The 21,793-nt window shown below is 57.6% G+C and carries 26 protein-coding genes and 1 tRNA gene; 20 read left to right on the top strand and 7 right to left on the bottom strand.

Features of this window, described 5'->3' with window-relative positions:
• From VIH17_05800 to VIH17_05725, 16 genes are all read left to right on the top strand, one after another.
• Positions 1 to 195, top strand: a 195-nt coding sequence (locus VIH17_05800; protein HEY4682747.1) for a hypothetical protein, incomplete at its 5' end; no start/stop codon positions are given.
• Between the two features lie 74 nt (positions 196 to 269).
• Entirely contained in the window at positions 270 to 611 is a 342-nt protein-coding gene (locus VIH17_05795) for a hypothetical protein (GenBank protein HEY4682746.1), read from the top strand.
• Positions 612 to 621: 10 nt separating this feature from the next.
• Positions 622 to 906, top strand: coding sequence for a hypothetical protein (locus tag VIH17_05790; protein ID HEY4682745.1), 285 nt, complete (start codon positions 622 to 624; stop codon positions 904 to 906).
• Positions 903 to 2,645 (top strand): hypothetical protein, encoded by a 1,743-nt coding sequence (locus VIH17_05785; GenBank protein ID HEY4682744.1) that lies wholly within the window; start codon positions 903 to 905, stop codon positions 2,643 to 2,645. The genes VIH17_05790 and VIH17_05785 overlap by 4 nt, the downstream gene beginning before the upstream one ends.
• Positions 2,646 to 3,057: 412 nt before the next feature.
• Complete coding sequence (locus VIH17_05780; protein HEY4682743.1) at positions 3,058 to 3,933, top strand: hypothetical protein; 876 nt, start codon at positions 3,058 to 3,060, stop codon at positions 3,931 to 3,933.
• Positions 3,934 to 4,412: 479 nt separating this feature from the next.
• Positions 4,413 to 5,606 (top strand): Hint domain-containing protein, encoded by a 1,194-nt coding sequence (locus tag VIH17_05775; GenBank protein ID HEY4682742.1) that lies wholly within the window; start codon positions 4,413 to 4,415, stop codon positions 5,604 to 5,606.
• Positions 5,603 to 5,845 carry a hypothetical protein gene (locus tag VIH17_05770; protein HEY4682741.1) on the top strand — a complete coding sequence of 81 codons (243 nt, stop codon included), beginning with the start codon at positions 5,603 to 5,605 and terminating at the stop codon, positions 5,843 to 5,845. Before VIH17_05775 ends, VIH17_05770 begins: the two co-directional genes overlap by 4 nt.
• 2 nt (positions 5,846 to 5,847) lie before the next feature.
• A complete protein-coding gene (locus tag VIH17_05765) occupies positions 5,848 to 6,276 on the top strand; it encodes a hypothetical protein (GenBank protein ID HEY4682740.1) in 429 nt (142 codons plus the stop codon).
• A gap of 2 nt (positions 6,277 to 6,278) precedes the next feature.
• Positions 6,279 to 6,842, top strand: a complete 564-nt coding sequence (locus VIH17_05760) for a hypothetical protein (protein HEY4682739.1) — start codon at positions 6,279 to 6,281, stop codon at positions 6,840 to 6,842.
• Positions 6,843 to 6,918: 76 nt separating this feature from the next.
• Positions 6,919 to 7,158 carry a hypothetical protein gene (locus VIH17_05755; GenBank protein HEY4682738.1) on the top strand — a complete coding sequence of 80 codons (240 nt, stop codon included), beginning with the start codon at positions 6,919 to 6,921 and terminating at the stop codon, positions 7,156 to 7,158.
• A 20-nt stretch (positions 7,159 to 7,178) separates the two neighbouring features.
• The gene (locus VIH17_05750; GenBank protein HEY4682737.1) at positions 7,179 to 7,634 is read left to right on the top strand and encodes a lytic transglycosylase domain-containing protein; all 456 of its coding nucleotides are present in this window, start codon (positions 7,179 to 7,181) and stop codon (positions 7,632 to 7,634) included.
• Positions 7,635 to 7,645: 11 nt separating this feature from the next.
• Positions 7,646 to 7,975, top strand: coding sequence for a hypothetical protein (locus VIH17_05745; protein ID HEY4682736.1), 330 nt, complete (start codon positions 7,646 to 7,648; stop codon positions 7,973 to 7,975).
• Positions 7,972 to 8,712 carry a hypothetical protein gene (locus VIH17_05740; protein ID HEY4682735.1) on the top strand — a complete coding sequence of 247 codons (741 nt, stop codon included), beginning with the start codon at positions 7,972 to 7,974 and terminating at the stop codon, positions 8,710 to 8,712. Before VIH17_05745 ends, VIH17_05740 begins: the two co-directional genes overlap by 4 nt.
• A gap of 70 nt (positions 8,713 to 8,782) precedes the next feature.
• Positions 8,783 to 8,911, top strand: coding sequence for a hypothetical protein (locus VIH17_05735; GenBank protein ID HEY4682734.1), 129 nt, complete (start codon positions 8,783 to 8,785; stop codon positions 8,909 to 8,911).
• Between the two features lie 156 nt (positions 8,912 to 9,067).
• Positions 9,068 to 9,211 (top strand): hypothetical protein, encoded by a 144-nt coding sequence (locus VIH17_05730; GenBank protein ID HEY4682733.1) that lies wholly within the window; start codon positions 9,068 to 9,070, stop codon positions 9,209 to 9,211.
• A gap of 6 nt (positions 9,212 to 9,217) precedes the next feature.
• A complete protein-coding gene (locus VIH17_05725; protein HEY4682732.1) occupies positions 9,218 to 9,622 on the top strand; it encodes an ABC transporter permease in 405 nt (134 codons plus the stop codon).
• A gap of 5 nt (positions 9,623 to 9,627) precedes the next feature.
• Here the strand turns inward: VIH17_05725 and VIH17_05720 are convergent, their stop codons facing one another.
• From VIH17_05720 to rsmA, 7 genes are all read right to left on the bottom strand, one after another.
• On the bottom strand, positions 9,628 to 10,434 hold the full coding sequence (locus VIH17_05720) for a DUF72 domain-containing protein (GenBank protein ID HEY4682731.1): 807 nt from the start codon (positions 10,432 to 10,434) through the stop codon (positions 9,628 to 9,630).
• A 312-nt stretch (positions 10,435 to 10,746) separates the two neighbouring features.
• Positions 10,747 to 10,821 (bottom strand) — tRNA-Phe (locus VIH17_05715).
• A 70-nt stretch (positions 10,822 to 10,891) separates the two neighbouring features.
• The gene (locus tag VIH17_05710; GenBank protein HEY4682730.1) at positions 10,892 to 12,418 is read right to left on the bottom strand and encodes a DNA translocase FtsK; all 1,527 of its coding nucleotides are present in this window, start codon (positions 12,416 to 12,418) and stop codon (positions 10,892 to 10,894) included.
• Between the two features lie 818 nt (positions 12,419 to 13,236).
• Positions 13,237 to 14,064, bottom strand: coding sequence for an undecaprenyl-diphosphate phosphatase (locus VIH17_05705; GenBank protein ID HEY4682729.1), 828 nt, complete (start codon positions 14,062 to 14,064; stop codon positions 13,237 to 13,239).
• Between the two features lie 23 nt (positions 14,065 to 14,087).
• Positions 14,088 to 14,651, bottom strand: coding sequence for an N-acetyltransferase (locus VIH17_05700; protein HEY4682728.1), 564 nt, complete (start codon positions 14,649 to 14,651; stop codon positions 14,088 to 14,090).
• An 87-nt stretch (positions 14,652 to 14,738) separates the two neighbouring features.
• Positions 14,739 to 16,448, bottom strand: a complete 1,710-nt coding sequence (locus VIH17_05695; protein ID HEY4682727.1) for a ribonuclease J — start codon at positions 16,446 to 16,448, stop codon at positions 14,739 to 14,741.
• A gap of 34 nt (positions 16,449 to 16,482) precedes the next feature.
• Positions 16,483 to 17,280, bottom strand: coding sequence for a 16S rRNA (adenine(1518)-N(6)/adenine(1519)-N(6))-dimethyltransferase RsmA (gene rsmA, locus VIH17_05690; GenBank protein ID HEY4682726.1), 798 nt, complete (start codon positions 17,278 to 17,280; stop codon positions 16,483 to 16,485).
• A gap of 105 nt (positions 17,281 to 17,385) precedes the next feature.
• Here rsmA and glgA point away from each other — a divergent pair, with 105 nt between their 5' ends.
• From glgA to glp, 4 genes are all read left to right on the top strand, one after another.
• Positions 17,386 to 18,855: a glycogen synthase GlgA gene (gene glgA / locus VIH17_05685; protein HEY4682725.1), complete on the top strand. Its 1,470-nt coding sequence runs from the start codon at positions 17,386 to 17,388 to the stop codon at positions 18,853 to 18,855.
• 35 nt (positions 18,856 to 18,890) lie between these two features.
• Positions 18,891 to 19,223 (top strand): thioredoxin, encoded by a 333-nt coding sequence (trxA, locus tag VIH17_05680; protein ID HEY4682724.1) that lies wholly within the window; start codon positions 18,891 to 18,893, stop codon positions 19,221 to 19,223.
• A gap of 270 nt (positions 19,224 to 19,493) precedes the next feature.
• Positions 19,494 to 20,798, top strand: coding sequence for an adenylosuccinate synthase (locus tag VIH17_05675; protein ID HEY4682723.1), 1,305 nt, complete (start codon positions 19,494 to 19,496; stop codon positions 20,796 to 20,798).
• On the top strand, positions 20,798 to 21,793 hold a 996-nt coding region (gene glp, locus VIH17_05670), incomplete at its 3' end, for a gephyrin-like molybdotransferase Glp (protein HEY4682722.1). The genes VIH17_05675 and glp, both read left to right, overlap by 1 nt.

The raw sequence follows: 21,793 nt of genomic DNA, 5'->3' as shown, positions 1-21,793 counted from the left end.
GATTCGGTGGCTGTCATCCTCGACCCGCCCATTGCCCTTTCGCAGACGCCGGATCGGGACTTGTACCGGCTGGCAAATCTCATCAACGAGCGGTTGAGCCTGAAGTTTGGAATGAACCAAGCTGGAACGTTCTGGAAGGCGGACAAGCTCACGGCTTGGATGAAGGCGTGGTATTTGGTGGGAGTACCAGTCTAAGCGTCGAAGAGACAAAGAGACAAGCAGATTCCTCGCTGCGCTCGGAATGACAAGCGGGGAGCATGAGGTGAAAGATGGCAGTGGTAGGGGTTTTTTCAGGTGAAGTATTCACATCGCTCAATGCGGTCACGGCGGTGGGTGCGGGGGATGTGGCAGCAGTCAGCGGAGTGAACCCGCTGGGCGGTGTGCCGCGCAAGATTGCTTGGGAAGTGCGGGTGACAGGCGCGCCCACGGCGTTGCAGGTGGACCTTGAAGGCTCTCTCGACAACACGAACTGGTATCAGATTGACACCTACAACGTGGTGGCGAACACGCTCCGGGAAGTGACTCAGCGTGGGGCGAAGTTTATCCGGGCGCGGCTGGTGACGCTGACGGCCGGGACTTCGCCAACGGTAACGGCACGGATACTGCCGTAAGGCGGCACACATGGCCCGAACTTTCACTTTTTCCGTGGACAATGTCGGAAATCCCGAGCCGGTAACGGCCCAAGGGCCCTGCCGAAAGATCATCGTCCGTGAGCAGGGCGCTGCGGCCACGACAGATTATTTTGTGCGGCAGCCCACGGCAACTAGTCCCCAAGTACGCAAGGTGGCCGGCGAAAGCACGCTGTTTGACGCAGGCGAGGGGAATCTTTCCCAGACGGGGCAGATTGTGGGGTACGTCGAGACGGTGACAGGAACGGTGACGTTCAGTCAGGAAGAAATGGAATGAAAACCCTCAAGGACTACCTGATTGAAGGCGCGCGGGAAGATTTGATTCCGCTGATGGATGAGTGGACAAAATGCCCGCTAAGTGTGTCCGCTCCGATTGCCCTCGAAGTTGCAGGACAGCATCCAGAGCTTTCTCCCGAAGAAGCTGCCGAACGCGCTGGCTACCGTTGGCTGACGATGAAGTATCCCCCTATTACCCAGCAAGTGCAGGAATCCTCTCAGGCGGTGGCGAAGATTCTCCAGGCATACCACCTGCCGAAATGGGCGATCATCGCTTGGGGCATGGTGGTATTGCTTCTTTTAGGCGCGATCCTAGCGCGAAGCGAGCCGAAGCCGCATTTCGCCTTCACGATCCCGCAGGGCACTCTCTATCAGATTGGCGGCGGACCGTTCGTTCGTGTCCAGGACGAGGGTACGACCATCAAGACCTGGGCGGCAGGCATGGCGGTGTTTAACTTTACTGGCGGAGGGATTACCTGCACGGCGGCAGGCAGTACCGTAACTTGCAACGTGCCTACGGGCGGGGGTGGGGCCAGCTTGGACGCGATCACAGCGGCTTTGGCCGCGGCCACCATCAATAACGGCGACAACGCTATTGTCTGGAATTGGTCGCTTACCACGGCTGACAAGATTGCCTTCAAATTTGGCGAGAACGTGGCTTCGACGGCCACGGGCACACCGATCCTGCTCAACATCCAAACGCTTGCTGCCTCGACTGCACACCCGTTTCAAGCCACGGCGCGGGGCACAGCGAACGGCATCCGGGTGGATGCGGCGACCGGCCTGTTGGCTGCTATCGGCACAGGTGGCATCCAGGCGAGCGACCTGGTGGCAGCCTCGGCCGTGGTAGCTGATGGTGAGATTGTATCAGCCTACTCCGGCGTCGGGGCCTGCGCCGCGAACACCTGGGCCTCCACGCTCACCCGGAACGCCGCGCCGACCTGCACGCAGCCGGGATTCTCGAATTTATCGGGCTCGGCCGCGCGTGGACAGCTTCCTGCCCAAGTTGTTTATGACGATGAAGCGAATACCTACGGGGCATTCCTGCAAAACTTCACCTCAGCTAGCCTGCGGATTCCGAATGGCCTGACCGACCCGGGCACTTGCACGGTCGGCGACATCTTCATGGATACGGACGCAGCGGTGGGGGCTCGCTATCGGCTCTGCACGGCACTCAACACTTGGATTTCGATTGATAACCCATTTGGAGCAGCGATAGACGACGCCGAGCTTGCCTCTAACTATTCGGGTATCGGTTCCTGCACCAACCAAGTAGTCACGGCCACGGTTGACAACGCTGCGCCAACTTGCGCAGGCGTCTCAAGCGCCATGATTTCAGATGGGGTCGTGGCCTCTGCTGACCTTGCCACGGCCAACAAAACCGACACGAAGAGCATGGTTCTGTTTGACCCTGTGACGGGCGACAGCGGGCGAATTCAATGGGAGCCGGGTAAGGCGATCACCATCACGCGAGTCTATTGCTCAGTCAAGGCCGCAACCTCGGTCACGGTCAATCTCAACAAGCGCGTCGAGACGACGCCGGACACGGCTGGGACGGACGTACTTTCGGCTGGCCTCGTTTGCGACACGAACGCGCAGACTTCTTGTGCCTCGGGCTGCGATGTAGCGACCATCACCAGCGCGGGCGTGACGGCCCGGCAGATTGCGGCGCTGACCATATCAGCCGTAACCGGAACGCCGGACACGCTGCGCGTCATCGCGGAGTACACCGTTGACTAAACGACGTACAAAAGCTCTCTTGCTTGCCTTGGTGGTGTTTAGTGCGACCGTGCTCCTTTGGGCGCTCACACGGTCAGATACTTTCACTCGCGCTGATTCCAATAGCCTGGGTGCCGACTGGACGCGCATCTTCGGTGAAGGTGCTTTCGACCTCGGCATCTTCTCGAACCAAGTTGATACCAATGGGACTGGCAATTCGACGGGCGCGTATTGGAGTGCCGATACCTTCGGTGACAACCAGTTCTCCGAAGTTACAATGGTCATTCTCGCAAGCGGGGTTCAGAGCGCCTTCACGCGGAACTCAACCACGGCCCGCACGCGCTACGAGTTCGGCCATGATACAAACAACTTCAACGCCAGACGGCGGTTTTGGAAGTATGTGGCTGGAACTCAGACCTCACTGGCGGACTGTGTGCCGAACCAGGTTGCGGGGAACATCATCCGGCTCGAATCGGACGGCTCGACCCATACATTCAAGGTAAACGGCACCGCCGCCAGTTGCAGCCCGTTCACGGACGCTGCCATCGCCAGCGGCAAGATTGGGATTCGCGCCCTGCACAATACGGCGAATGTGGCGATTTTGGATACTTGGAGTGGCGGCGATCTAGGAGTGGCAAGAAGAAGAAATGCGCTCGTTATCTCCTGGATTTTCGGTTGGCTGAACGGAATGATCACGCGGCCTGTCCGCGCCCAAGTCACCTTCACTAGGCTCTATCTTGCGCCAGTTGAGACTCGCACCAATCCGCAAGGCGATACGGTGCGTGTGGTGAAATACGAAGGCGATTTCTGCGCTGTCTCCTGCGGCACGATGGACTTTGGGTTCGAGCCGGTGATGCTCGTAGGGGCAACCGTGGACGGGGCGACGGATGCGACTCTGACCGCGAATGCCGACGTGGTGGCGCTGCCGGTGAACCTTGACGTAAACCTGACCGCCGCAGAAGTGACGGCGGTGCAAGCCAAACTCGAAGCGGTCAACATCCCCGCTGGCTGGGTGACGACGAGCCTCACTTGGCGGCAACTGGTAAGGACGATTGTGGCGATGTTCCAGTTTGCCCAGCGATACAACGGAGTGGCCGGGAACGTGCGGCTCTTTCCGACCGGCGTGACGCTCTCGACGCGCTGGAATCAGCTTTCGCCGACGGTGCAGACGAACCTGACGACTACGGCCACGTCGCTCGGTTACTCGACCACCGGCCTGAGCGGCACGACCACGCTGCGGACTGTCTTGAAGAATATGGCCGACCAGTGGGGCAGTCGACCAATCTTTATCGGCGGGTTGGAAATCTGAGAGGTGTTGTGACCCCGTACCGTCCTAAGCCAACGGGAAAAGATCTCTGTATTTTAAGGGGAGGTACGGGGTTGTGATGGAATTCCTATTCGGCCTCCTTACCGTTCTCGGCGCTATTCTCATCTGCGGCTTCGGTGGCGCTCTTGTTTTGTCGTTGTGGGAATGGTTGCGAGATTGGCAATGATGCGAGACGTAAGTAACTATAGGGGCGGTCTTAAGACCGGCCCCTACTCTGGTCTTGGCGGCCTCAGCCGTCGAGCGGTCTTGCGCTTCGAGCACGAAGCGATACGAGACGCGATGAGGAATCCAGAATGTCTGCCGATGGAGACGACGCATTTGCTGTGGACGCCGGAAAAGGGCTTGGAGATAAAGTTCGACGCTGATTGTCCGTTTTGCGACTGAGATGGCTGGCCCCGTACCTGGGTACTTAGGTACGGGGCTGGGCGGGATATTTGCTGCCATGACCTCAGAACCCTAAGATGCCCATTTTGTTGCGAAAAATCGAGAGTGTGCGACTCAAGAATCCTGAACTTTACGAGGACTTGAAGCACCTTCAAGGGTACATCAACCGCTTGGAAGCGAGGGTGGGTGTAGCAGGAGTGTCTGAACCCTTGCCAGCGGGACAGAAGCCGCTGGCGGCGCCGGATCCGCCGGCGGGGATCTCCGTTACCGGGCAGGACGGGCATTTTCGCGTCACGATTACCCCGCACGCTAACCATGCCGGGAAACAGGTAGTCTATGGCATCGAGGCGGGCGATGATGCGGCGTTTTCGGTCACGGCGACCTTGAAGGTCACGACCTACGGGCCAGACCAGCGGACGTATTGGGACATCACCCTGCCCAATGTGACGAAATACTGGCGGTGTTGGGCCGAGTTCAAGCAATCGGACAAAAGCGGCTATGTGTATTTCCTCGGAAGCTGCGGGCCGCTGGGAGTGAATTCTGGGGTGTTGTCTGCGGCATCGGCAGCCAACCGTTTGCAACGCTCGACCAACAACGCCATTTTGAATGCTCAGTACATTTCGAGCGGCAGTGCGTTGGCGAATGGGCAGACGTCGAATGGCACCCCGACCATCAATTGGGCAGCGTTCACGATCCGTTATGCTGGGGACACCAAGACAGTATCCGTGCCGCTCGGCAAGATCGAGGGCTTGGCAGCCAATACGAGATATTTCCTAGCATGGGATACGGCCACAAGCACAATGAAGTTTTCCACGCTGGCGCAGGATGTGACGCCCGATACCTATTTTGGGATCAGCGATGCGACCACACCGGCCACTCTGGGCGGGGCGGGAACTCCTGGTGGCGGTGGGGGCGATGGCGGCGGGGGTGGCGGTGGCTGCGTGGCGGCGGGCACGCTGATTGACACCGAGAGGGGGCGCGTTCCAGTCGAGCAGTTGAAGCTCGGTGACATGCTCGTTTCACCGCTTGGCAAGTGTAGGGTACGGAAGGTGGGCATGTTCCCAGCCCAGAGACTTGTGCGCGTGCGGGACGGCTTTCGAGAACTCATCTGCTCGCCATCTCATAACCTAGTGTTGAAACCGGAGCAGATTGACTTGATGAACGTGGAGCTTTTGGATGTGACTGGCCCGGTCTATTACATTGAGGCCGAGGAGCCGCACGTCTATCTGGCAAATGGATTCTTGAGCCACAACAAGCTGATGCTCTTATGACCGAAGCTCTCATTCTCCGCAAGGAAATAGACGCTGAGCACTGCCGCGTTTTTGTCGAAATGGAGGCGGTGGAGAAGGATGCAAAGGGGAACGAAATCGCACGGGGTGGGTTACAGCAGTTCTATCTGGATTGCTCCCAGCCGGTCGATGTGGCTCGATGGCTCGAACAGGGCAAGGCTGATGTCGTGAAGCGGTTCGAGCAATTCCAAGCTAATGCCCGGAAGTTGGTGGGAATCTGAGTTTGCGTATTCGAGCGTATCAATCGAGCGACCTTGCTGAGCTGGAACGCATCCACCAGCAACAAGCGCTGGGCTACGAGTTTCCCAATCTGGAGCATCCGCTCTATTTCGTCAACCTGGTGGCCACAAGCGACCGGGGACGCATTCTTGGAGCATTGATCTTTCGTCTGACAAGCGAAGTCATGGTGCTACTTGACCCGGGACTGAATCGGGTCACCGCTGGGCTGGCCATTCACAAAATGGCGGAGCGAGGTGAGACCGAACTGCTGGTAAAGGGCATGGATGAAGTCCACGCTTTTGTTCCCCGGAAGCTTTGGATCTTCGAAAAACATTTGCGTGCGATCGGCTTCCGTCGAGGGAACCGAAATTTCCTTTCGTATTACAAGCAATTGTCCAACCGAGACAGATCTGCACAGGACGGAGGAACGTAGCTATGGGGCGAGGCGATCGACAGAAGCAGTTTGAGCTGCAACGTCAGGAGCTCGATTTCTTGAGGGGCCTGACACAAAAGGAGACAGCCGAAAGAGAGCGCGGCAGGGCATCGCTGGCGCCCCAGTTTGAGAAGATTCTCGCGCAGCCCGGGTATGCGCCAGAACAGCAGGCCGCGATTCGCGGCGCCACGCTGGAATCGCTGGGTGGGGTGTTCGATGCGCTGCAGCAAGCTGCAAAAAACCGAGTGGCTCGAACCGGCAACGCAGCCGGTTTCAATGAAACATTGGAAGAACTCGGACGGGAGCGGGCCAGGAGCCAGAGTCAGGCAGCCCGGCAAATCGAAGGCAATTTTGCGGACGTTGCCCTACAGCAGCGTGATAAGGCACTGCAAGGACTGGGCCGGGTGTTTGGCATCGATACTGGCCTGCTCAGCTCCATTCTGGGTAGTCGCCTTGGGGTTTTGAACCTGGGTACGCAGCTCGCCGGCAGAGGTGGGGGCCTGTTCGACCGCGCGCTTGGAGGATTCCTGGGAGGCCTTGGTGGCTCTCTAGGCAGACTATTCTAGTTGGCTTGGAGGCCGGCGGCGACCGAGGTGGTTCTGTTTCCCCACTCTCTCAAAAAGCCCACCGGGAATCAACCAAATGGATTTGACATTTGAGCAGCGAGTGATCGATCGGCTAGCCCGAATCGAGACGGAAGTACGCTTCCTACGCACCGAGCTGATTGGAGACGGCCAACCAGGGAAGTTGGCGCTCATGGAGCGGCGCCTCCGGCAGGTCGAAGGGCAAGCAGAGCGACAAGCTGGGCTTGTGGGCGCGATCGCCGCGATCGTCGGTGGGATGGTGAGCGCAGTGGTAGGGTGGCTTCGTGGAAGCAACTGAAGAGGAGCGTACGTTTCACCATGGCGTATCCGAAGGAGCTGGTTGTACTAGCGAAAGAACATGCCAGCCGCTATGACCTTGACCCGTGCCTCGTCTGCGCCGTGGTGGAGCAGGAGTCTGGCTGGAATCCTTACGCAATCCGGGTCGAGCGGCGCTTCTGGCAGCAATATGGCGAGGTCTACCGGCAGCGTTACCCGGAGCTGCTTTGGACTAGATACCCTGATCTGTTCGCGGCGAGTTTCGGGCTTATGCAAGTGATGTACCCGGTTGCTGTGGAGCACGGCTTCCGCGGGAGATTTCCGACGGAGCTGTGTGATCCGCGCGAGGGTTTGAACACGGGTTGCAAAATTCTTCGGGCCAAGATGGACGCAACGAAAGACTCCGTTGAAGAGGCCCTGTTGCGTTGGAACGGGGGAGGCCGCCCCCAGTATCCGGCCGAGGTTCTTTCGAGACTCAGCCACTATACGTTTGATTGAGGGATCAAAGGATGTGGGAGAAGCTGGCGTTTGTCAATCTGGCGGTAAGCAATCTCTTCCTGTGGCTCGTTCTGATTCGAAAAGTCTTTGCATTTGATGCTGTGGAATTCCTGCGGCGGGCTTACTCCCAAGAGACTGGCCCGGGGTCGCCCTCAAGCGCGCGAATTAACGGCGCTCTTGTCATCATGACATTTGTTGGTCTGAGCGTCTATTTGACGATTCAGGGCGGCGCTTTTCCGGACCTGGATCGATGGTGGGTGCCTTTCACACTGGTGGCGGGACTCTATGGCTTGAACCAATTGCCGGCCATACGTTCGGCAGCGAATGGGGGTAAAAATTGAAAGCGAAGGGACTTGCAGTGGTGGGCATAGTGGCGATGTTTGGCTTGGTGGTGATCTTTGCAAGGATTAGCCACCGCAACCAGTCACAACAGGTCGAGCAGCTTCTTGCAGAGTTTTCCCGGGAACGAGCCACTCACGACGAAGAGGATCGTCAGCGCTGGCAAAACTATCTAAGCCTGGCAAATCAATCTCGAGCCCGGATTGAGGATATGGCCAAGGCGATCCAGCAGCTTCGCAGCCGGGAGGAAGAAATCCGCCTGGGCATCGGAAAGGTGGCGGAGCAACGCAAAAAAGAGGAATCGCGCGTGGCTTCGGAAGAGGTCGGGCAAATCGCGGTAAGGATTCAGGAGACGCTTGGGCTTGCCGCGTTGCCGCCCGAAGAAGACGGGGGCCTGTTCTTTCCCTTGCCTCTGACTCGCCAGTTGGCCCTATTCGCCATCGGCTGCCGTGCGGATAAGGCCGAACTAGCCCTGCAACGGCAAGAGTGTCAGAACCTCCGCGGTCAGTTATCCGTCAAGGAAAGCGAGCACGCCGAATTGCAAGGTATGGTGAAGACAGCCGAAGCAGCTCTGGGCAGCGAAAAGGCGGCGCGACAACGCGAAGCGGAAGAATGTCAGAGAGTGGTAAAGAGTGTGGCCAAAGCGGCTCGCAGGGGATTCTGGGGAAAGGTCTGGGACCGCACCAAGGTCGTGCTGGCTTTCGGGGCGGGAACAATCGTAGGTCGGCTGGCTCACTAACTGGAAGCTGGAGATTGGAAGCTAGAAGCTGGGAGATCTAGCCTCCAGCCTCGAGCCTCTTGGAGGTATCATGACCTGGTTGGTTTGGACGCACGTAATCGCGTTTGTAGCGGGCGCCGTGCTATACGGTCTTTACGCACGCAAGATCAAACTGTGGACGCAAGAGGAGCTCGAAAAGCTGCGGCTTAAGTTTCGCTAGAGATGGTGCCGGGGCATCCACCCTACGCTACCTCGACCTCGGCGCTGTGGTAGCCGGTGGCACCCTCCGGCCCCGGGCTGCGCTCGGGTCCCTTTTCACTTCGCTCGCGCTCCTGGATCATCTCACGCAGCTTGACTTCGCCCAGCCTTCGCCATTGTGCGGGAACGCGAAATCGGCACGCTCGAACAAATAATGGTCACCCCGATTCGCCCACTCGAGTTCATCCTGGGGAAAACCCTCCCCTTCTTTCTGATCGGCCTGGCCGATGCCGCTCTGATAGCGCTGGTTGGCACGCTGTGATTTCACATTCCGTTTCGGGGCCAGATTGCGGTCCTAATGCTGGGTGCGGTTCTCTTCTTGCTCTGTATTCTGGGCGTGGGTTTGTTCATCTCCACCGTCTCCGCGACCCAGCAACAGGCCATGCTTTCGGCCTTTTTCTTCAACCAGCCCGCGATAGTCTTTTCGGGGTTCGGCCTTCCGATCAGCAGTATGCCTGAGGCTCTTCAGTGGCTCTCCTACCCAGACCCATTGCGCCACTTTCTCCTGGTCATCCGCAGCGTGTACCTGAAGGGCATGGGCTTGGAAGTGCTTTGGCCCGACATGCTGACGATGGCAACTATCGGCGTGGCGTTACTGTCCGTCAGTGTCGTCCGCTTCCGCAAGTCCCTGGATTGTGGTTCCCGCTGTTTTGCTACGGCGGCGTGTGGATAATCGCGTCACCTCTTGTGCCACAACTCCCAGAACTGCCGCACCGTCGCCGGCGCATGGCCGGCGTAGTGGTTGTTCGCATAGCCAAAGATCGCAATGCTGCGCTGGTTGAACGTCCGGCAGGCTTCCACCCACTCCTCAAGGTCTCTACGCCGGTTTACAATCACCTTGTCCCAGGTCTTTGTCCTCTCCTCGATTGTTTTCCTGTCGCCCAGCCAACGAATGTAGGTGAAATCGCTCGTGACGGGGTCGATGCGCGCCAGCAACTCCGCGGGCCGTGGCATCCACGGATGGTCTATCAGCCCCAGCGCCACCCTGCGTTCCCGTAGCACCTCGAGGAGTTTTGGTCCGATCCAGCCTTTATTGCGAATTTCAACCGCGAAGCGATGGGTCTTTGGGAGTTTCTTCAAAAACGGCGCCAGCCGCTCCAAGAACCCGTCCACACTGGAAAAGGCCTGCCGGTTGAAATACGGGAACTGGAGTAGCAGCGGCCCCAGCTTCTCCCCGAGGGGCTCCATCGCCGCCAGGAATTTCTTGGTTTCGTCATCGCAATCCACCAGGACCTGCTCGTGGGTGATGGTCTGTGGCACCTTGGCCGCAAAGACAAACCCCGGCGGCGTCTTGGCGTACCAGTTTCGCGTCGTCGTCGCGCTGGGGATGCGATAGAACGTGCTGTCCACTTCCACCGTGTCGAAGTGCTGGGAGTAGTAGCTCAGGTAGTCGCTCGGCTTGAGCTCCGCTGGATAGAATGTCCCCGGCCACCCCGCTGCCGTAAACGCCGAGGTCCCGATCCAAATCGTCTTCCGCTCATTCATGGGCAAATAAATTCTATCCCAGGGAGGTACCTCGCGGCTAAAAAGGACGGCATCCAGACAGGAGGTCTCCGCCTCGAGCTCGTCTCATACAACGAGGATTGACCGACAGAATTGCGGAAGGAACGGCAGTTTAAAGCGCCGCAAATGGTGGACGTGAGTGGTCTCACTCCCAGTCCCGATGGCATCCGGACGAAGAATCTTATGCCGGGATGCTTCACTGGCCGCGTCACACTACGACGCTTTGCAAAGGTTGGGCACCGCGCAGGTCCGCCAGCGGAAGACTTGGCCCCGACAGGCTGGGTTTGAGAGGGATGGTGCCGGGGGACGGAATCGAACCGCCGACGCCAGCCTTTTCAGGGCTGCGCTCTACCTCTGAGCTACCCCGGCATTGCACAAAAAAAGCATTCTAGAGATGGCTTCTAGGGAAGTCAAGAAAGCGGAAATGAGTTTTCCGCTTTCAGTGCAAGGACTCGTCGAATTCTTTGTAGTAGTCCGGCTTCTTGAGGACTTCGCGAGGTTTCGTGCCATCGGCAGGGCCAACGATTCCATCCTGCTCCATCATGTCAATGAGCCGCGCGGCGCGGCCGTAGCCAATCCGTAACCTCCGTTGCAGCGTGGAAGTGGATGCGCGGCCCATCTCGCAAACCACCCGCACCGCATCGTCATAGAGCTCATCGTGATATTCCTCGAGAGGAGCTTCACTCTCCTCGGCTGCTTCCTCTTCTTCTCCATCCTTCGCAAATTTCAAAAACTCCTCGTGGTATTGCGGTTTGGACTGGGCCCGCCAGAAGTCGCACACGTGTACGATCTCGCTTTCCGTGACCAACGGCCCGTGGAGCCGGTGGAGCCGGGCGGAACCGGCGGGGAGGTAGAGCAGGTCGCCGTTGCCGAGCAGCGATTCAGCCCCGTTGGCATCCAGGATCGTGCGCGAGTCTACTTTTGTGGCCACCCGAAACGACATGCGCGCCGGAAAATTCGCCTTGATCAGGCCGGTGATCACGTCCACCGACGGCCGTTGTGTCGAAAGGATTAAATGGATTCCCACCGCCCGGGCCATCTGCGCGATGCGAGTGATGGACTCTTCCGGGTTGGGCTGATCAATCATCATGAGATCGGCCAGCTCATCAATCACGATGACAATGTACGGCAGGGGAGCATGTTCTTCGTCGTCTTCCAGATCGGAAAACAGACTGAGCGTTTGGTCGCCTTTGAACAGGGCATTGTATTGTTCGATATTTCTTACCCCACGCTGCGCCAGGAGTTTCAACCGGCGTTCCATCTCTCGCGTCGCGTTTCGCAGGACGTTCGCCGCCAGCCGCGCATCGGTGACAATGGGCGTGAAGAGATGAGGCACGCCCTCATAGAGTCCAAGCTCCAGCCGCTTGGGATCAACCAGAATGAATTTCACCTCCTCCGGCGTCGCCTTGTAAAGCATGGATAAGATCATCGAGTTGATCATTACGCTTTTCCCGGAACCGGTCGAGCCGGCAATCAGCACGTGAGGCATCAAGCCCAGGTCAGCGACGCGGAGGTGGCCGGTCAAATCCTTGCCAAGAGCAAGCGTCAGTTTCGAGGACGAGCGGTTGAACTCAGGAGACTCAATGATCTCGCGGAGAAAGATGGTTTCGCGATGGAGATTGGGAACCTCGATGCCTACGGTCGCTTTGCCCGGCAAGCGCTCGATAAGAATAGACTCGGCGCGCAAAGCCAGGCAAAGGTCATCGACGAGACTGGCAATGCGGCTATATTTGATGCCCGCCTCCGGCTTGAATTCGTAAGTGGTCACTACTGGACCGGGATTTACTTGTGTAACCGTGCCTTTTACCCCAAATTCTTCGCATTTGGAGATGATCGTTTGCGCTCGATCCTTTAGCTCGTTTTCCTCCAACCGACCCGTGTGCTCCGGTGCGCGAAGAAGCGTCGGCGACGGTAGCCGGTAGCTGGAAGTCGCCCTGGCGATTTTGGGCGTAATTTTCGTTGCCATGAGCGCCTCTGTTTCCAGTTCGTCCCGCTCTTGTTCAGGCCGGAGAAGGATCGGTTTAGGTCTGATCATTTCAGCAACTGCGCCTGCTAGCCGGGTGACAGGCGCTTCGCCACGCTCCACGCTGGCACCGGCTCGCGACCCTTCTATCTGTAAAGCCTTCCGCTGGGCTCGTGTTTCTCGCCACCGGCGGAGACGCTGCCGCATCGGATCGAAGACAGCGACTTGCTTGCCCAGCCAGGCCTGCGTTGTCGCAAATGAAAAGCGAGTGCTCAGAAAGAGCCCTACAAAGAGGCCGCTAAGAGTTATTAGATAGGCTCCGGCTGTGTTGACTGCGTGTCGGAGCCACCCGGCCAACAGGATGCCCGTAAGGCCTCCTGGAGCCAGTTGGGCCTTCAGGTGCGGAGTGTAGGGAAACAAGGTCAAAAGAGAGTCAAGCGAAAGGAGGAGGAGCAGCAGACCGATGATCTTGGCGTTGCCCGAATGGATCTGCCGCCCCTGAAACCATCGCAACCCAAAATAACCAATCGCCACGGGTAGGAGAAGAACTGGGAAGCCAAAAGCTTGAAACAGCGCGTCCGCCAGATATGCACCCACCAACCCGATCCAGTTCTGAGCTGGTTCGGAATCGCGAACGGCCCCCACAGTGTTTAGCGAAGGATCGCTCGGGCGGTAGGAGAGAAGGCTGAGGGAAACCACCAACGCCGCAGCCAGGACAAGGAATCCAATCAGTTCGTTCAGCCGTCGATTTTCCGTAGGAGTGTAAAGGCGCACCGCACACATCTCCGCTGGGGAAGAAGCAGAAGTACCTCTCCCTCTGGCTAGGCTACCATTCTCGCTTGGAGGAGCACGAGCAGTAGGATCAGTGTACCAAAGATGACCCGGTAGTAAATGAAAATTTTCAGGGTGTGCGTTTGCAGGTAGCGCATCAGAAAGGCAATGACAAGGTAGCCCGAGATTCCTGAAACCACCACACCGGCCACAAAGGGCAACCGCATGTCCGCGGGAAGGCCGGCATGGCGAAGATCAAAGCCTTCCTTCAGAGCAGCCCCGGCGATGATGGGAGCAGAGAGCAGGAACGAATACCGGGCTGCTGTCTGGCGTTCCATCCCGCGAAAGAGGCCAGCGGTGATCGTGGCTCCAGACCTGGACACACCTGGAACGATCGCAAACGCCTGTGCTACACCGACCACCACTGAATCACACAATCCAGTTTCAGGCAACCTCTTGGCTAGCCGCGCCATTTTCTCAGCCCAACCCATGAGGAGACCAACCGCAATCATGGCCAAGCTGATGACGATCGGGCTCCGCAATACATCCTCAGCATAGCGTTCGCCGAAGTAGCCTGCCGCCGCCGCGGGAAGTGTGGCCAAAACCAAGTACCAGAAGAGAGACGGTCGGTAGTGGTTCGTGCCATCGCTCACTTCGCGAAATCCCAGGCCCGCTCGCAGCAGCGACAGCCAGGTTCGGAAAAAATATCCCATCACCGCGATGAGCGTGCCCACGTGAAGCGCGACGTCAAAGGTAAGCCCCGGATCCTCCCACCCCGCCAGCCATGGGAACAATGCCAGATGGGCGGTGCTGCTGATGGGCAAAAACTCAGTAAGACCTTGAACAATTCCTAGAACAACAGCCTGGTAGAGCGGCACTGGGCGATCTCCTTGTGGAACAGTTAGGACTTGCGGGGCCCGACCTGCACCAATGCTTTCTTCATCAGAAAGGCGTCCGCGCGACCACCATAGTAGTGGCCAATCCGCCTTTGAATGGCGTACCCGTTCGCTTTCCAAAACTCGATGCCGGTCAGGTTACCCACTGCGGTTTCGAGGTTCACGGAAAGAACACCTTGTGAAGCCAACCACTCCTCGCCTGTCTCGAGGAGGCCATGGCCGATGCCGCGACGTCGATAGGATTCTAAGACATCCAGGGTGATGATGTGCCCGCGTTGAGCAGTCTTTTTTTGCACCGTTACGAATCCCACTATCTGCCCCTCCCAGGCCGCCACAAAAGTTTTTGTCCCCGGTCCGTAGAGAAAAATCAGCAGAACCGGGCGGGAATACGCAATAGGCGGCGGATAGCACGCTTGGTCAATGGCATAGAGTTCCTCGAACTCCTCGGCGCGGAACGCCCGAATTTCAAGTCGGTCCGAGATACTTGCCCTACCCGATCGGAAGAATTCTCCGTATGCTGCCAGGACGATCGTGCATTTCCGCCCCCTGACTCTCAGCGACTTCTCCACTTGACATGCTTGGCAAAGGGGGGGCGGGCACCGCCGGTACCCTTCGTGGCAAGCCAAGATTTCTACTGGGAAGCGGTTGGAGTGACACTAGATCTCCAAAATGACCGGCAACACCAAAGGTCGCTTGGCTGTTTCTTTTGCCAGATAGCGTCTCAGATCAACCCGAATTTTTTCCTTGATTACTCCCCAGTCGGTCTTTTCTTCAAGGCTTGATTGCGCGATAGTTCGAAGAACGACGTCTCTGGCCATCGCTAGGAGTCCATCGCTTGCGTCGGGCGGCAAAAAGCCCCGCGCCACAATTTCGGGAGTTCCTTCGACTTGCCCGGTGTGTTTGTCAATCGCGATGATGGGCACCACAATTCCATCAGCCGAAAGGTGTTGTCGGTCGCGGATGACAACCTCCTCAATTTCCTCCAGCGACCCTGAATCCACAAAAACCCTCCCCGCCGTTATCGGCTCCCGCCGGAAGGCTCCTTCCGAGGTGATTTCCAGAGCTTGCCCGCTCTCCATCAGAATAACCTGCCGCGAGACACAATGCATTTGCTCGGCAAGCTGGGCGTGACGGATCAACTGACGGTACTCTCCATGGATGGGTATGAAATACTGCGGCCTGACGAGACTCAGGATGAGCTTGAGTTCCTCCTGGCTGGCGTGCCCCGAAACGTGAACCGGCGGTGAAGCCCCGTCATCGTACTGGACGGCTGCCCCGCGTTTCAGAATGTGATTGATCATGCGACCGATTGGTTTCTCATTGCCGGGAATGATGCGGGCAGAGAGCACCACCGTGTCGGCGGGCAACAAATCCACAAAGCGATGATTGGCCACCGCTGCCCGGGAAAGAGCCGCCATCGGTTCTCCTTGCGATCCGGTCAAAAGCACCGCCACCTCGCTTGCGTTGGTGGCCCGCAGGTCTTGCGGCCGCAGCAACGCCCCGTCGGCAATTTGCAACCGCGATAAACTTTGCCCAATCTCCACCGTGTTCACCATGCTTCGGCCGACGATGGCCAGCTTCCTTCCAAACTGCTGCGCCAGATCGATTACAAGCTGGATGCGGTGGAGTGACGACGCAAAGCAGGCAATCAGAATCTTGCCTGGCGAGCGGGCGAAAATGTCTTCCAGCCGCCGGCGCACGGCCTGTTCCGATGGCGTGAACCCCGGCCTTTCCACATTGGTGCTGTCCGAGAGGAGGGCAGTGACTCCTCGCCTGCCGTACTCGGCAAAGGTATGCAAATCGAAGTGGTGTGAGTCGGGCGGTGTCGGATCGATCTTGAAGTCGCCGGTGTGAAGCAGCACCCCGACCGGTGTCGTGATCGCCAGCGCCAGAGCGTCAATTATGCTGTGCGTCACTTGGATGGGTTCAATGTCAAACGGGCCGATCTGAAATCTTTCTTTGGGCCGAATCTCCTTGAGTTGAACGCTCTCGGACAGCCCACGCTCCTCCAGCCCGTGGCGAACCAGCGCCAGGGTGAACTCACTGGCATAAACGGGAACTTTTAGGTCAGCCACCAGATACGGCAAAGCGCCAATATGGTCTTCGTGGCCGTGCGTCAGCACAATCGCCTTCAGCAAGCTTTGGTTTTCACGCAAAAAGGTAACGTCAGGGATGACGATATCCACCCCGAGCAGCTCGGCTTCAGGAAACGCCATCCCTGCGTCAATGACAATCATCGTATCACCGCACCGCAGGGCGAGCATGTTCATTCCGAACTCGCCCAGTCCGCCTAGAGGAAACAACCAAACAGAAGGTTCACTCAAGATTCGATTTCCTCGATTCTCAAAAGTGAGCCATCCTACCACATGCAAAATAGGCTCTCAATGACGCCGACTCCTATTAGACATGGAGCAGTTGGAACAGATGGGCCAGCTCTTCGACCGACAACTCCTCGGCGCGAGTCTTATTCTTCAGGTGGTTCAGCATAAGAGCCGTCAAGACTTTTTCTCCACCATACCGCCCACGCAGATTGTTGAGAAGCGTCTTCCGCTTTTGCCGGAAGCACAGACCGACAAACTCCAAAAACTGTTCCGCATTGACAACTTTCAGATCTTGCTTTCGGCCAGGCGGCGCCAACCTCACGAGGGCTGACCAGACCTTTGGCTTGGGCCGGAAAGCATGGGGGGCAATGCGGAAGAGAATTCTACACGTGGCAAACCACTGCGCCTCGACGGAAAGAAATCCATAAGCGCGCGAGCCGGGCCGCGCTACTAACCGCTGTGCCACTTCATGCTGCACCACGATGGTTGCGTCCGCGACCTTGTCCATCAGGTGAAAGAGTCGGCTCAAGATGGGAGAGGTAATGTAGTAAGGCAGACTCCCGTAAATGTGGACGGGCTTTGCATAAACTGCCAATTCTTTTTCTAGATCGATTGCCAGGATATCGCCTGTCAGCACACGCAGATTTGCAAGGTTAGTGGTCCTCTGCTGAAGCTGAGCGGCGAGAGCAGAATCTAATTCGACTGCTAGAACGTCTGCTCCAGCCTGAGCTATCTCGCGGGTGAGCCCGCCATGGCCGGGTCCAATTTCTAGCCATGCCTGGCCGGGTTGTGGGCAAAGCTCAGTGAGCACTCTTTTGCTAACGCTGGCGTCAACCAGAAAGTGCTGGCCAAGCGGCCTGCGGCTTCCGCCAGTCATAGGAAAGAAATTCTACCATGCAAAACCTTGGTAATAGGCGGTTGGTTCCTTGACAGTGTGGGAAGCGTTCGCTACCGTACGGTGCGCCCCCTCAGGGTATTTGCCATGCGCATCCTTTTTGCCGCATCCGAGGCCACTCCTTTCGCCAAGACGGGGGGACTGGCCGATGTGGTTGGAGCTCTTCCGAAGGCGTTGGCCCGACTCGGTCACGAAGTGGCGGTCGTTTTGCCGCGCTATCGCGGGATGCAAGGACAGCCGGTGCTGATTCGTAGCCTTACGATTCCAATGGGTTCCACCTTGCGTTTCCCCGGAGTGGTGGACGGGGGCAAGGCGGACAGGGTGCAGTTTTTCTTTATAGATGACCCGCAGTATTTCGATCGTGATCAACTCTATCAAACCTCAGCCGGAGATTACCCCGATAATGCTGCTCGATTTGCTCTCTTATCCCGCGCAGTGATTGAGTTGATTAAACGACTCGTTCGTCCCGATGTGCTCCACTGCCACGACTGGCAGACAGCGTTGGTTCCCACCTTGATGCATAGCCTTTATCAAGAAGACCCCGCTCTCGAAGGTCTGCCTGTCGTCCTTACCCTGCATAATCTGGGCTATCAGGGACTGTTCCCGAAGTCTTGCCTTGCCGACCTCGGCCTTCCGGAATCTCTTTTCCGCATCGATGCCTTGGAATTTTGGGGCCAGGTCAACTATCTGAAAGGCGGATTCCTTTTTTCCGATGCGATAACTACGGTAAGCAAGACCTACGCTGCTGAGATCCAAACAGAAGAGCATGGATATGGTCTCGAGGGAGTCATTCGAAGCCGTTCGGGCTCGTTGACGGGCATCCTGAACGGTGTGGACTACACCGATTGGGATCCGTTGTTGGATCGTTACATTCGATCGAACTATGATTCGGATAGTCTTGAGAAGAAGCTAATCTGCAAGCGCGATCTCTTGGAATCGTTTGGGTTGCCGGCTGACGACCTGGGCAGACCTCTGATCGGCATTGTCTCCAGGCTCACGCGGCAAAAGGGATTTGACCTCGTGGCCGACGTCGCTGACCGCTTGGTTCGTTTTGACCTCCAGATCGTGGCTCTGGGGACGGGGGAACCTGCCTATGAGGAAATGTTTCGAGAGATGGCTCGACTCTATCCCAACAAGATCGCTGTGCGCATTGCCTATGACAATGCCCTCGCCCACAAAATTGAGGCGGGGGCCGACATTTTCCTTATGCCATCGCGTTACGAGCCTTGCGGTCTCAATCAGATTTACAGCCTCAAGTATGGAACCATCCCCGTGGTTCGGGCCACCGGTGGCCTCCAGGACACCATCGAACCCTTTGATCCTGCAACCGGCCAGGGCACTGGCTTCAAATTCCGGAAATACTCTGGCCAGGCTCTCCTCGACTGCCTGGCTCTTGCTCTGAACCTCTATAGAGACCCGCGAGCTTGGCGACAGCTCCAACTGAACGCAATGTCACGCGACTTTTCATGGCAGCGATCGGCCGAGCAGTATGCCCGCCTCTATGAATCCTTGCGGACGGCCAGAATCGTAGCAGCCTCACCCTCATCTAATGTATAGTGGTTTTCCCGATTTTCGGTGCCTGGAGGCAATGGATGTCATCGGATGTCACTCACGTGAATGATGCCAATTTCGAGGGAGAAGTTCTCCAGTCAACCATTCCTGTTCTGGTCGACTTTTGGGCTGAATGGTGCCAGCCTTGCCATGCGCTCGCACCTGTGGTTCAGGATATTGCTCAAGAGTACCGGGGCCGCCTCAAAGTTGTGAAGTTGAATGTGGATGAAAACCTGGCGACGCCGGGGCGGTACAACATTCGTGGCATTCCTACCCTGCTTTTGTTCAAAAAGGGCGAGATCAAAGATCAGATCGTTGGTGCGGTCCCCAAGGAAGCCGTCGAGAAGGTGCTGGAGCGTCACCTTACCCCTTAGCGCTGGCCCAACCGAATGTTGCCTATACAGCGTGGAGAAAGATTCCCGTGTATCGCCTGAATCCTCTGCGCCTGCCGCTCACCCTCTCGGGGCTGAAGTTCAACAGCTATCCAGGACTGGCTGGAACCCCGGCGGCTCAGGGGAACAGCAGTTTGGTCCTGCGTGCTTGCGGATTCCATCGCTCGGGGCTAGCATAAATGTCTTCTCACCCGCCCTTGGGTGCTTTTCCCCGCCTTGTTTAGGCGGAACCGGTGTGGAGTTAAGGCTTCCATGGGAAACGTAGTCGTCGTGGGCGCGCAATGGGGGGACGAAGGCAAGGGAAAAGTCGTTGATCTGCTCGCGGAGCACTTTGATGTCGTGGCCCGCTATCAGGGCGGCCACAATGCCGGCCATACGGTTGTGATTGGCGACAAAAAGTTTATCCTGCAACTTGTCCCGAGCGGAATCCTCCGGCCGGGGAAGTGGGCGGTCATTGGCCCGGGCGTGGTCATCGACCCCAATGCGCTGTGCGATGAGTTGCAGAGTTTGCGCGCCGCCGGCGTGGAACCGGCTGGACGACTCTTTATTTCCAATCGCGCCCACCTCATTTTCCCCTACCATCAAAGTTGGGAGAGAACCACTGAATCGGCCCGCGGCGCCGATAAACTCGGTACCACTTGCCGCGGCATTGGTCCCGCCTACGAAGATAAAATGCGGCGCCGCGGTGTCCGCGTTGCCGATTTGCTTCGAACCGACCTCTTTTCCAAGAAAGTGGCGACTGTCCTCGCCGAAAATGAGGCCTTGTTTCGCTCCTCAGAAGTTACTCACCCGATCAATCCTTTAGAGCTGATTGAAGAGTATCTTGGCCTCGGCGCCAAAATTGCCCCTTTTGTTACGGATACTACCGTGTTGCTTTCTAAGGTCATGCAAGAAGGGAAATCGGTGCTCTTCGAAGGTGCTCAAGGGACGATGCTCGATATAGATCATGGCACCTACCCTTTTGTTACTTCCTCGAATGCTTCCGCTGGCGGAGCGTGCACTGGCCTCGGGATGCCGCCGACCAGGATTTCAGCCGCGGTTGGTGTTACGAAGGCCTATACCACTCGTGTGGGCAGCGGCCCGTTTCCGACCGAGGTCACGGGGGAAATCGCTCAGCAGATGCGCGAGCGCGGCAATGAATATGGCGCCGTCACCGGACGACCGCGGCGTTGCGGATGGCTGGATTTGATGGTGCTTCGCTACAGTGCCATGATTAACGGCCTCGATTCTTGGATTGTCACAAAATTGGACATTCTCGATTCGCTCGCGGAGATTCCCGTCTGCACCGGCTACCGTTGCAAGGGCGCTCTCGTAACCGAAATGCCCGCTACGGCCGAACTCTTCGAAGAGCTCACCCCCATATACCAAAACTTGGCAGGATGGCAGTCTTCTACTCTTGGGATCAATGAATATTCTCAGCTCCCCCAACGGGCGCGGGACTACTTGCGCTTCATTTCTGATCAAACCGGCGTGGAGATCGGTCTGGTATCAACTGGGCCGGAGCGCGGGCAAAGTATTCTCGTTCGTGGCTCTCGGCTTGAAAAGTTCTTGCCATAATGCTTCGATTTGAGGAAGCTCGCGCCCGAGTCATCGAGGTCATCTCGACCGGAGCGCAGAGAGCATCCGTCGAATCTATCCGCCTCGGCGAAAGTCTCAACCGTGTCCTCGCCCAGCCCGTCGTTTCCGATCGTGACTATCCCCCATTTCACCGATCCGTTCGTGACGGTTATGCCGTTCGGAGCGTTGACCTGCTGTCCGGCTCGTCCCTCTTGACCTGTGTTGGGGAGATCAAGGCAGGGCAGCACTTCAAGGGTGTCTTGGGTCCTGGTCAATGCGTCCAAATCATGACTGGAGCGCCCCTGCCGGAAGGTGCTGATGCCGTGGTCATGATCGAATTCACCTCGCGCAAGGAGGATTACGTTTCTATCCAGCGAGGCGTTGCATGCGGCGAAAATGTGGTGGAGCGCGGTGCAGAGTCAAAGCGGGGAGACGTGTTAATACCCGGCGGCTCCCGCATACGAATCACCGACATCGCCCTCATGGCTCAGGTTGGAGTGGATCGCCCAACTGTCTTCCGCATGCCCACGGTGGCCGTTCTCTCTACTGGCGATGAGGTCGTGGACGCCTCCCAGACTCCTGGTGCTTTTCAGATTCGTAACAGCAATTCCTTCTCGCTTGCGGGCTTAGTGGAAATGGCCGGTGGGGAAGCCGTTTCGCTCGGGAATTCACCCGATGAAATCAGTGCCCTTCGCAAGCGAATCTTGCAAGGCTTGGAGGCCGATATTTTGGTGATCAGCGGGGGCGTCTCCATGGGAAAGTACGATCTGGTGGAGGCGGTTCTCCGCGACTTGGGAGCCGAATTTTTCTTTGATGCAGTCGCCATACGACCGGGGAAGCCGACTGTTTTCGGACGCTGTCGGGACCACTTCTTCTTCGGTCTGCCCGGCAACCCCATTTCCACCATGGTCACCTTTGGTCTGTTCGTTCGCCCAGCGATAGATATTTTGGGTGGGGCTTCCGTCGGCCCCCTTTTGTTGGCCGCGGCTCGCCCC

Source organism: Candidatus Acidiferrales bacterium (assembly GCA_036514995.1).
Taxonomy (GTDB): domain Bacteria; phylum Acidobacteriota; class Terriglobia; order Acidiferrales; family DATBWB01; genus DATBWB01.
Note: the sequence above shows the minus strand (reverse complement) of the source record. Positions and strands in the feature narration are given on the sequence as shown.

What these genes read in the sequence shown, in the direction of transcription:
- VIH17_05745 (HEY4682736.1), top strand. Translation starts at nt 7,646, where the DNA reads ATGTGGGAGAAGCTGGCGTTTGTCAATCTGGCGGTAAGCAATCTCTTC.
- glgA (HEY4682725.1), top strand. Translation starts at nt 17,386, where the DNA reads ATGCGCATCCTTTTTGCCGCATCCGAGGCCACTCCTTTCGCCAAGACG.
- trxA (HEY4682724.1), top strand. Translation starts at nt 18,891, where the DNA reads ATGTCATCGGATGTCACTCACGTGAATGATGCCAATTTCGAGGGAGAA.
- VIH17_05710 (HEY4682730.1), bottom strand. Translation starts at nt 12,418, where the DNA reads ATGGCAACGAAAATTACGCCCAAAATCGCCAGGGCGACTTCCAGCTAC.
- rsmA (HEY4682726.1), bottom strand. Translation starts at nt 17,280, where the DNA reads ATGACTGGCGGAAGCCGCAGGCCGCTTGGCCAGCACTTTCTGGTTGAC.
- VIH17_05675 (HEY4682723.1), top strand. Translation starts at nt 19,494, where the DNA reads ATGGGAAACGTAGTCGTCGTGGGCGCGCAATGGGGGGACGAAGGCAAG.
- VIH17_05785 (HEY4682744.1), top strand. Translation starts at nt 903, where the DNA reads ATGAAAACCCTCAAGGACTACCTGATTGAAGGCGCGCGGGAAGATTTG.
- VIH17_05750 (HEY4682737.1), top strand. Translation starts at nt 7,179, where the DNA reads ATGGCGTATCCGAAGGAGCTGGTTGTACTAGCGAAAGAACATGCCAGC.
- VIH17_05755 (HEY4682738.1), top strand. Translation starts at nt 6,919, where the DNA reads ATGGATTTGACATTTGAGCAGCGAGTGATCGATCGGCTAGCCCGAATC.
- VIH17_05795 (HEY4682746.1), top strand. Translation starts at nt 270, where the DNA reads ATGGCAGTGGTAGGGGTTTTTTCAGGTGAAGTATTCACATCGCTCAAT.
- VIH17_05735 (HEY4682734.1), top strand. Translation starts at nt 8,783, where the DNA reads ATGACCTGGTTGGTTTGGACGCACGTAATCGCGTTTGTAGCGGGCGCC.
- VIH17_05770 (HEY4682741.1), top strand. Translation starts at nt 5,603, where the DNA reads ATGACCGAAGCTCTCATTCTCCGCAAGGAAATAGACGCTGAGCACTGC.
- VIH17_05790 (HEY4682745.1), top strand. Translation starts at nt 622, where the DNA reads ATGGCCCGAACTTTCACTTTTTCCGTGGACAATGTCGGAAATCCCGAG.
- VIH17_05720 (HEY4682731.1), bottom strand. Translation starts at nt 10,434, where the DNA reads ATGAATGAGCGGAAGACGATTTGGATCGGGACCTCGGCGTTTACGGCA.
- VIH17_05775 (HEY4682742.1), top strand. Translation starts at nt 4,413, where the DNA reads ATGCCCATTTTGTTGCGAAAAATCGAGAGTGTGCGACTCAAGAATCCT.
- VIH17_05760 (HEY4682739.1), top strand. Translation starts at nt 6,279, where the DNA reads ATGGGGCGAGGCGATCGACAGAAGCAGTTTGAGCTGCAACGTCAGGAG.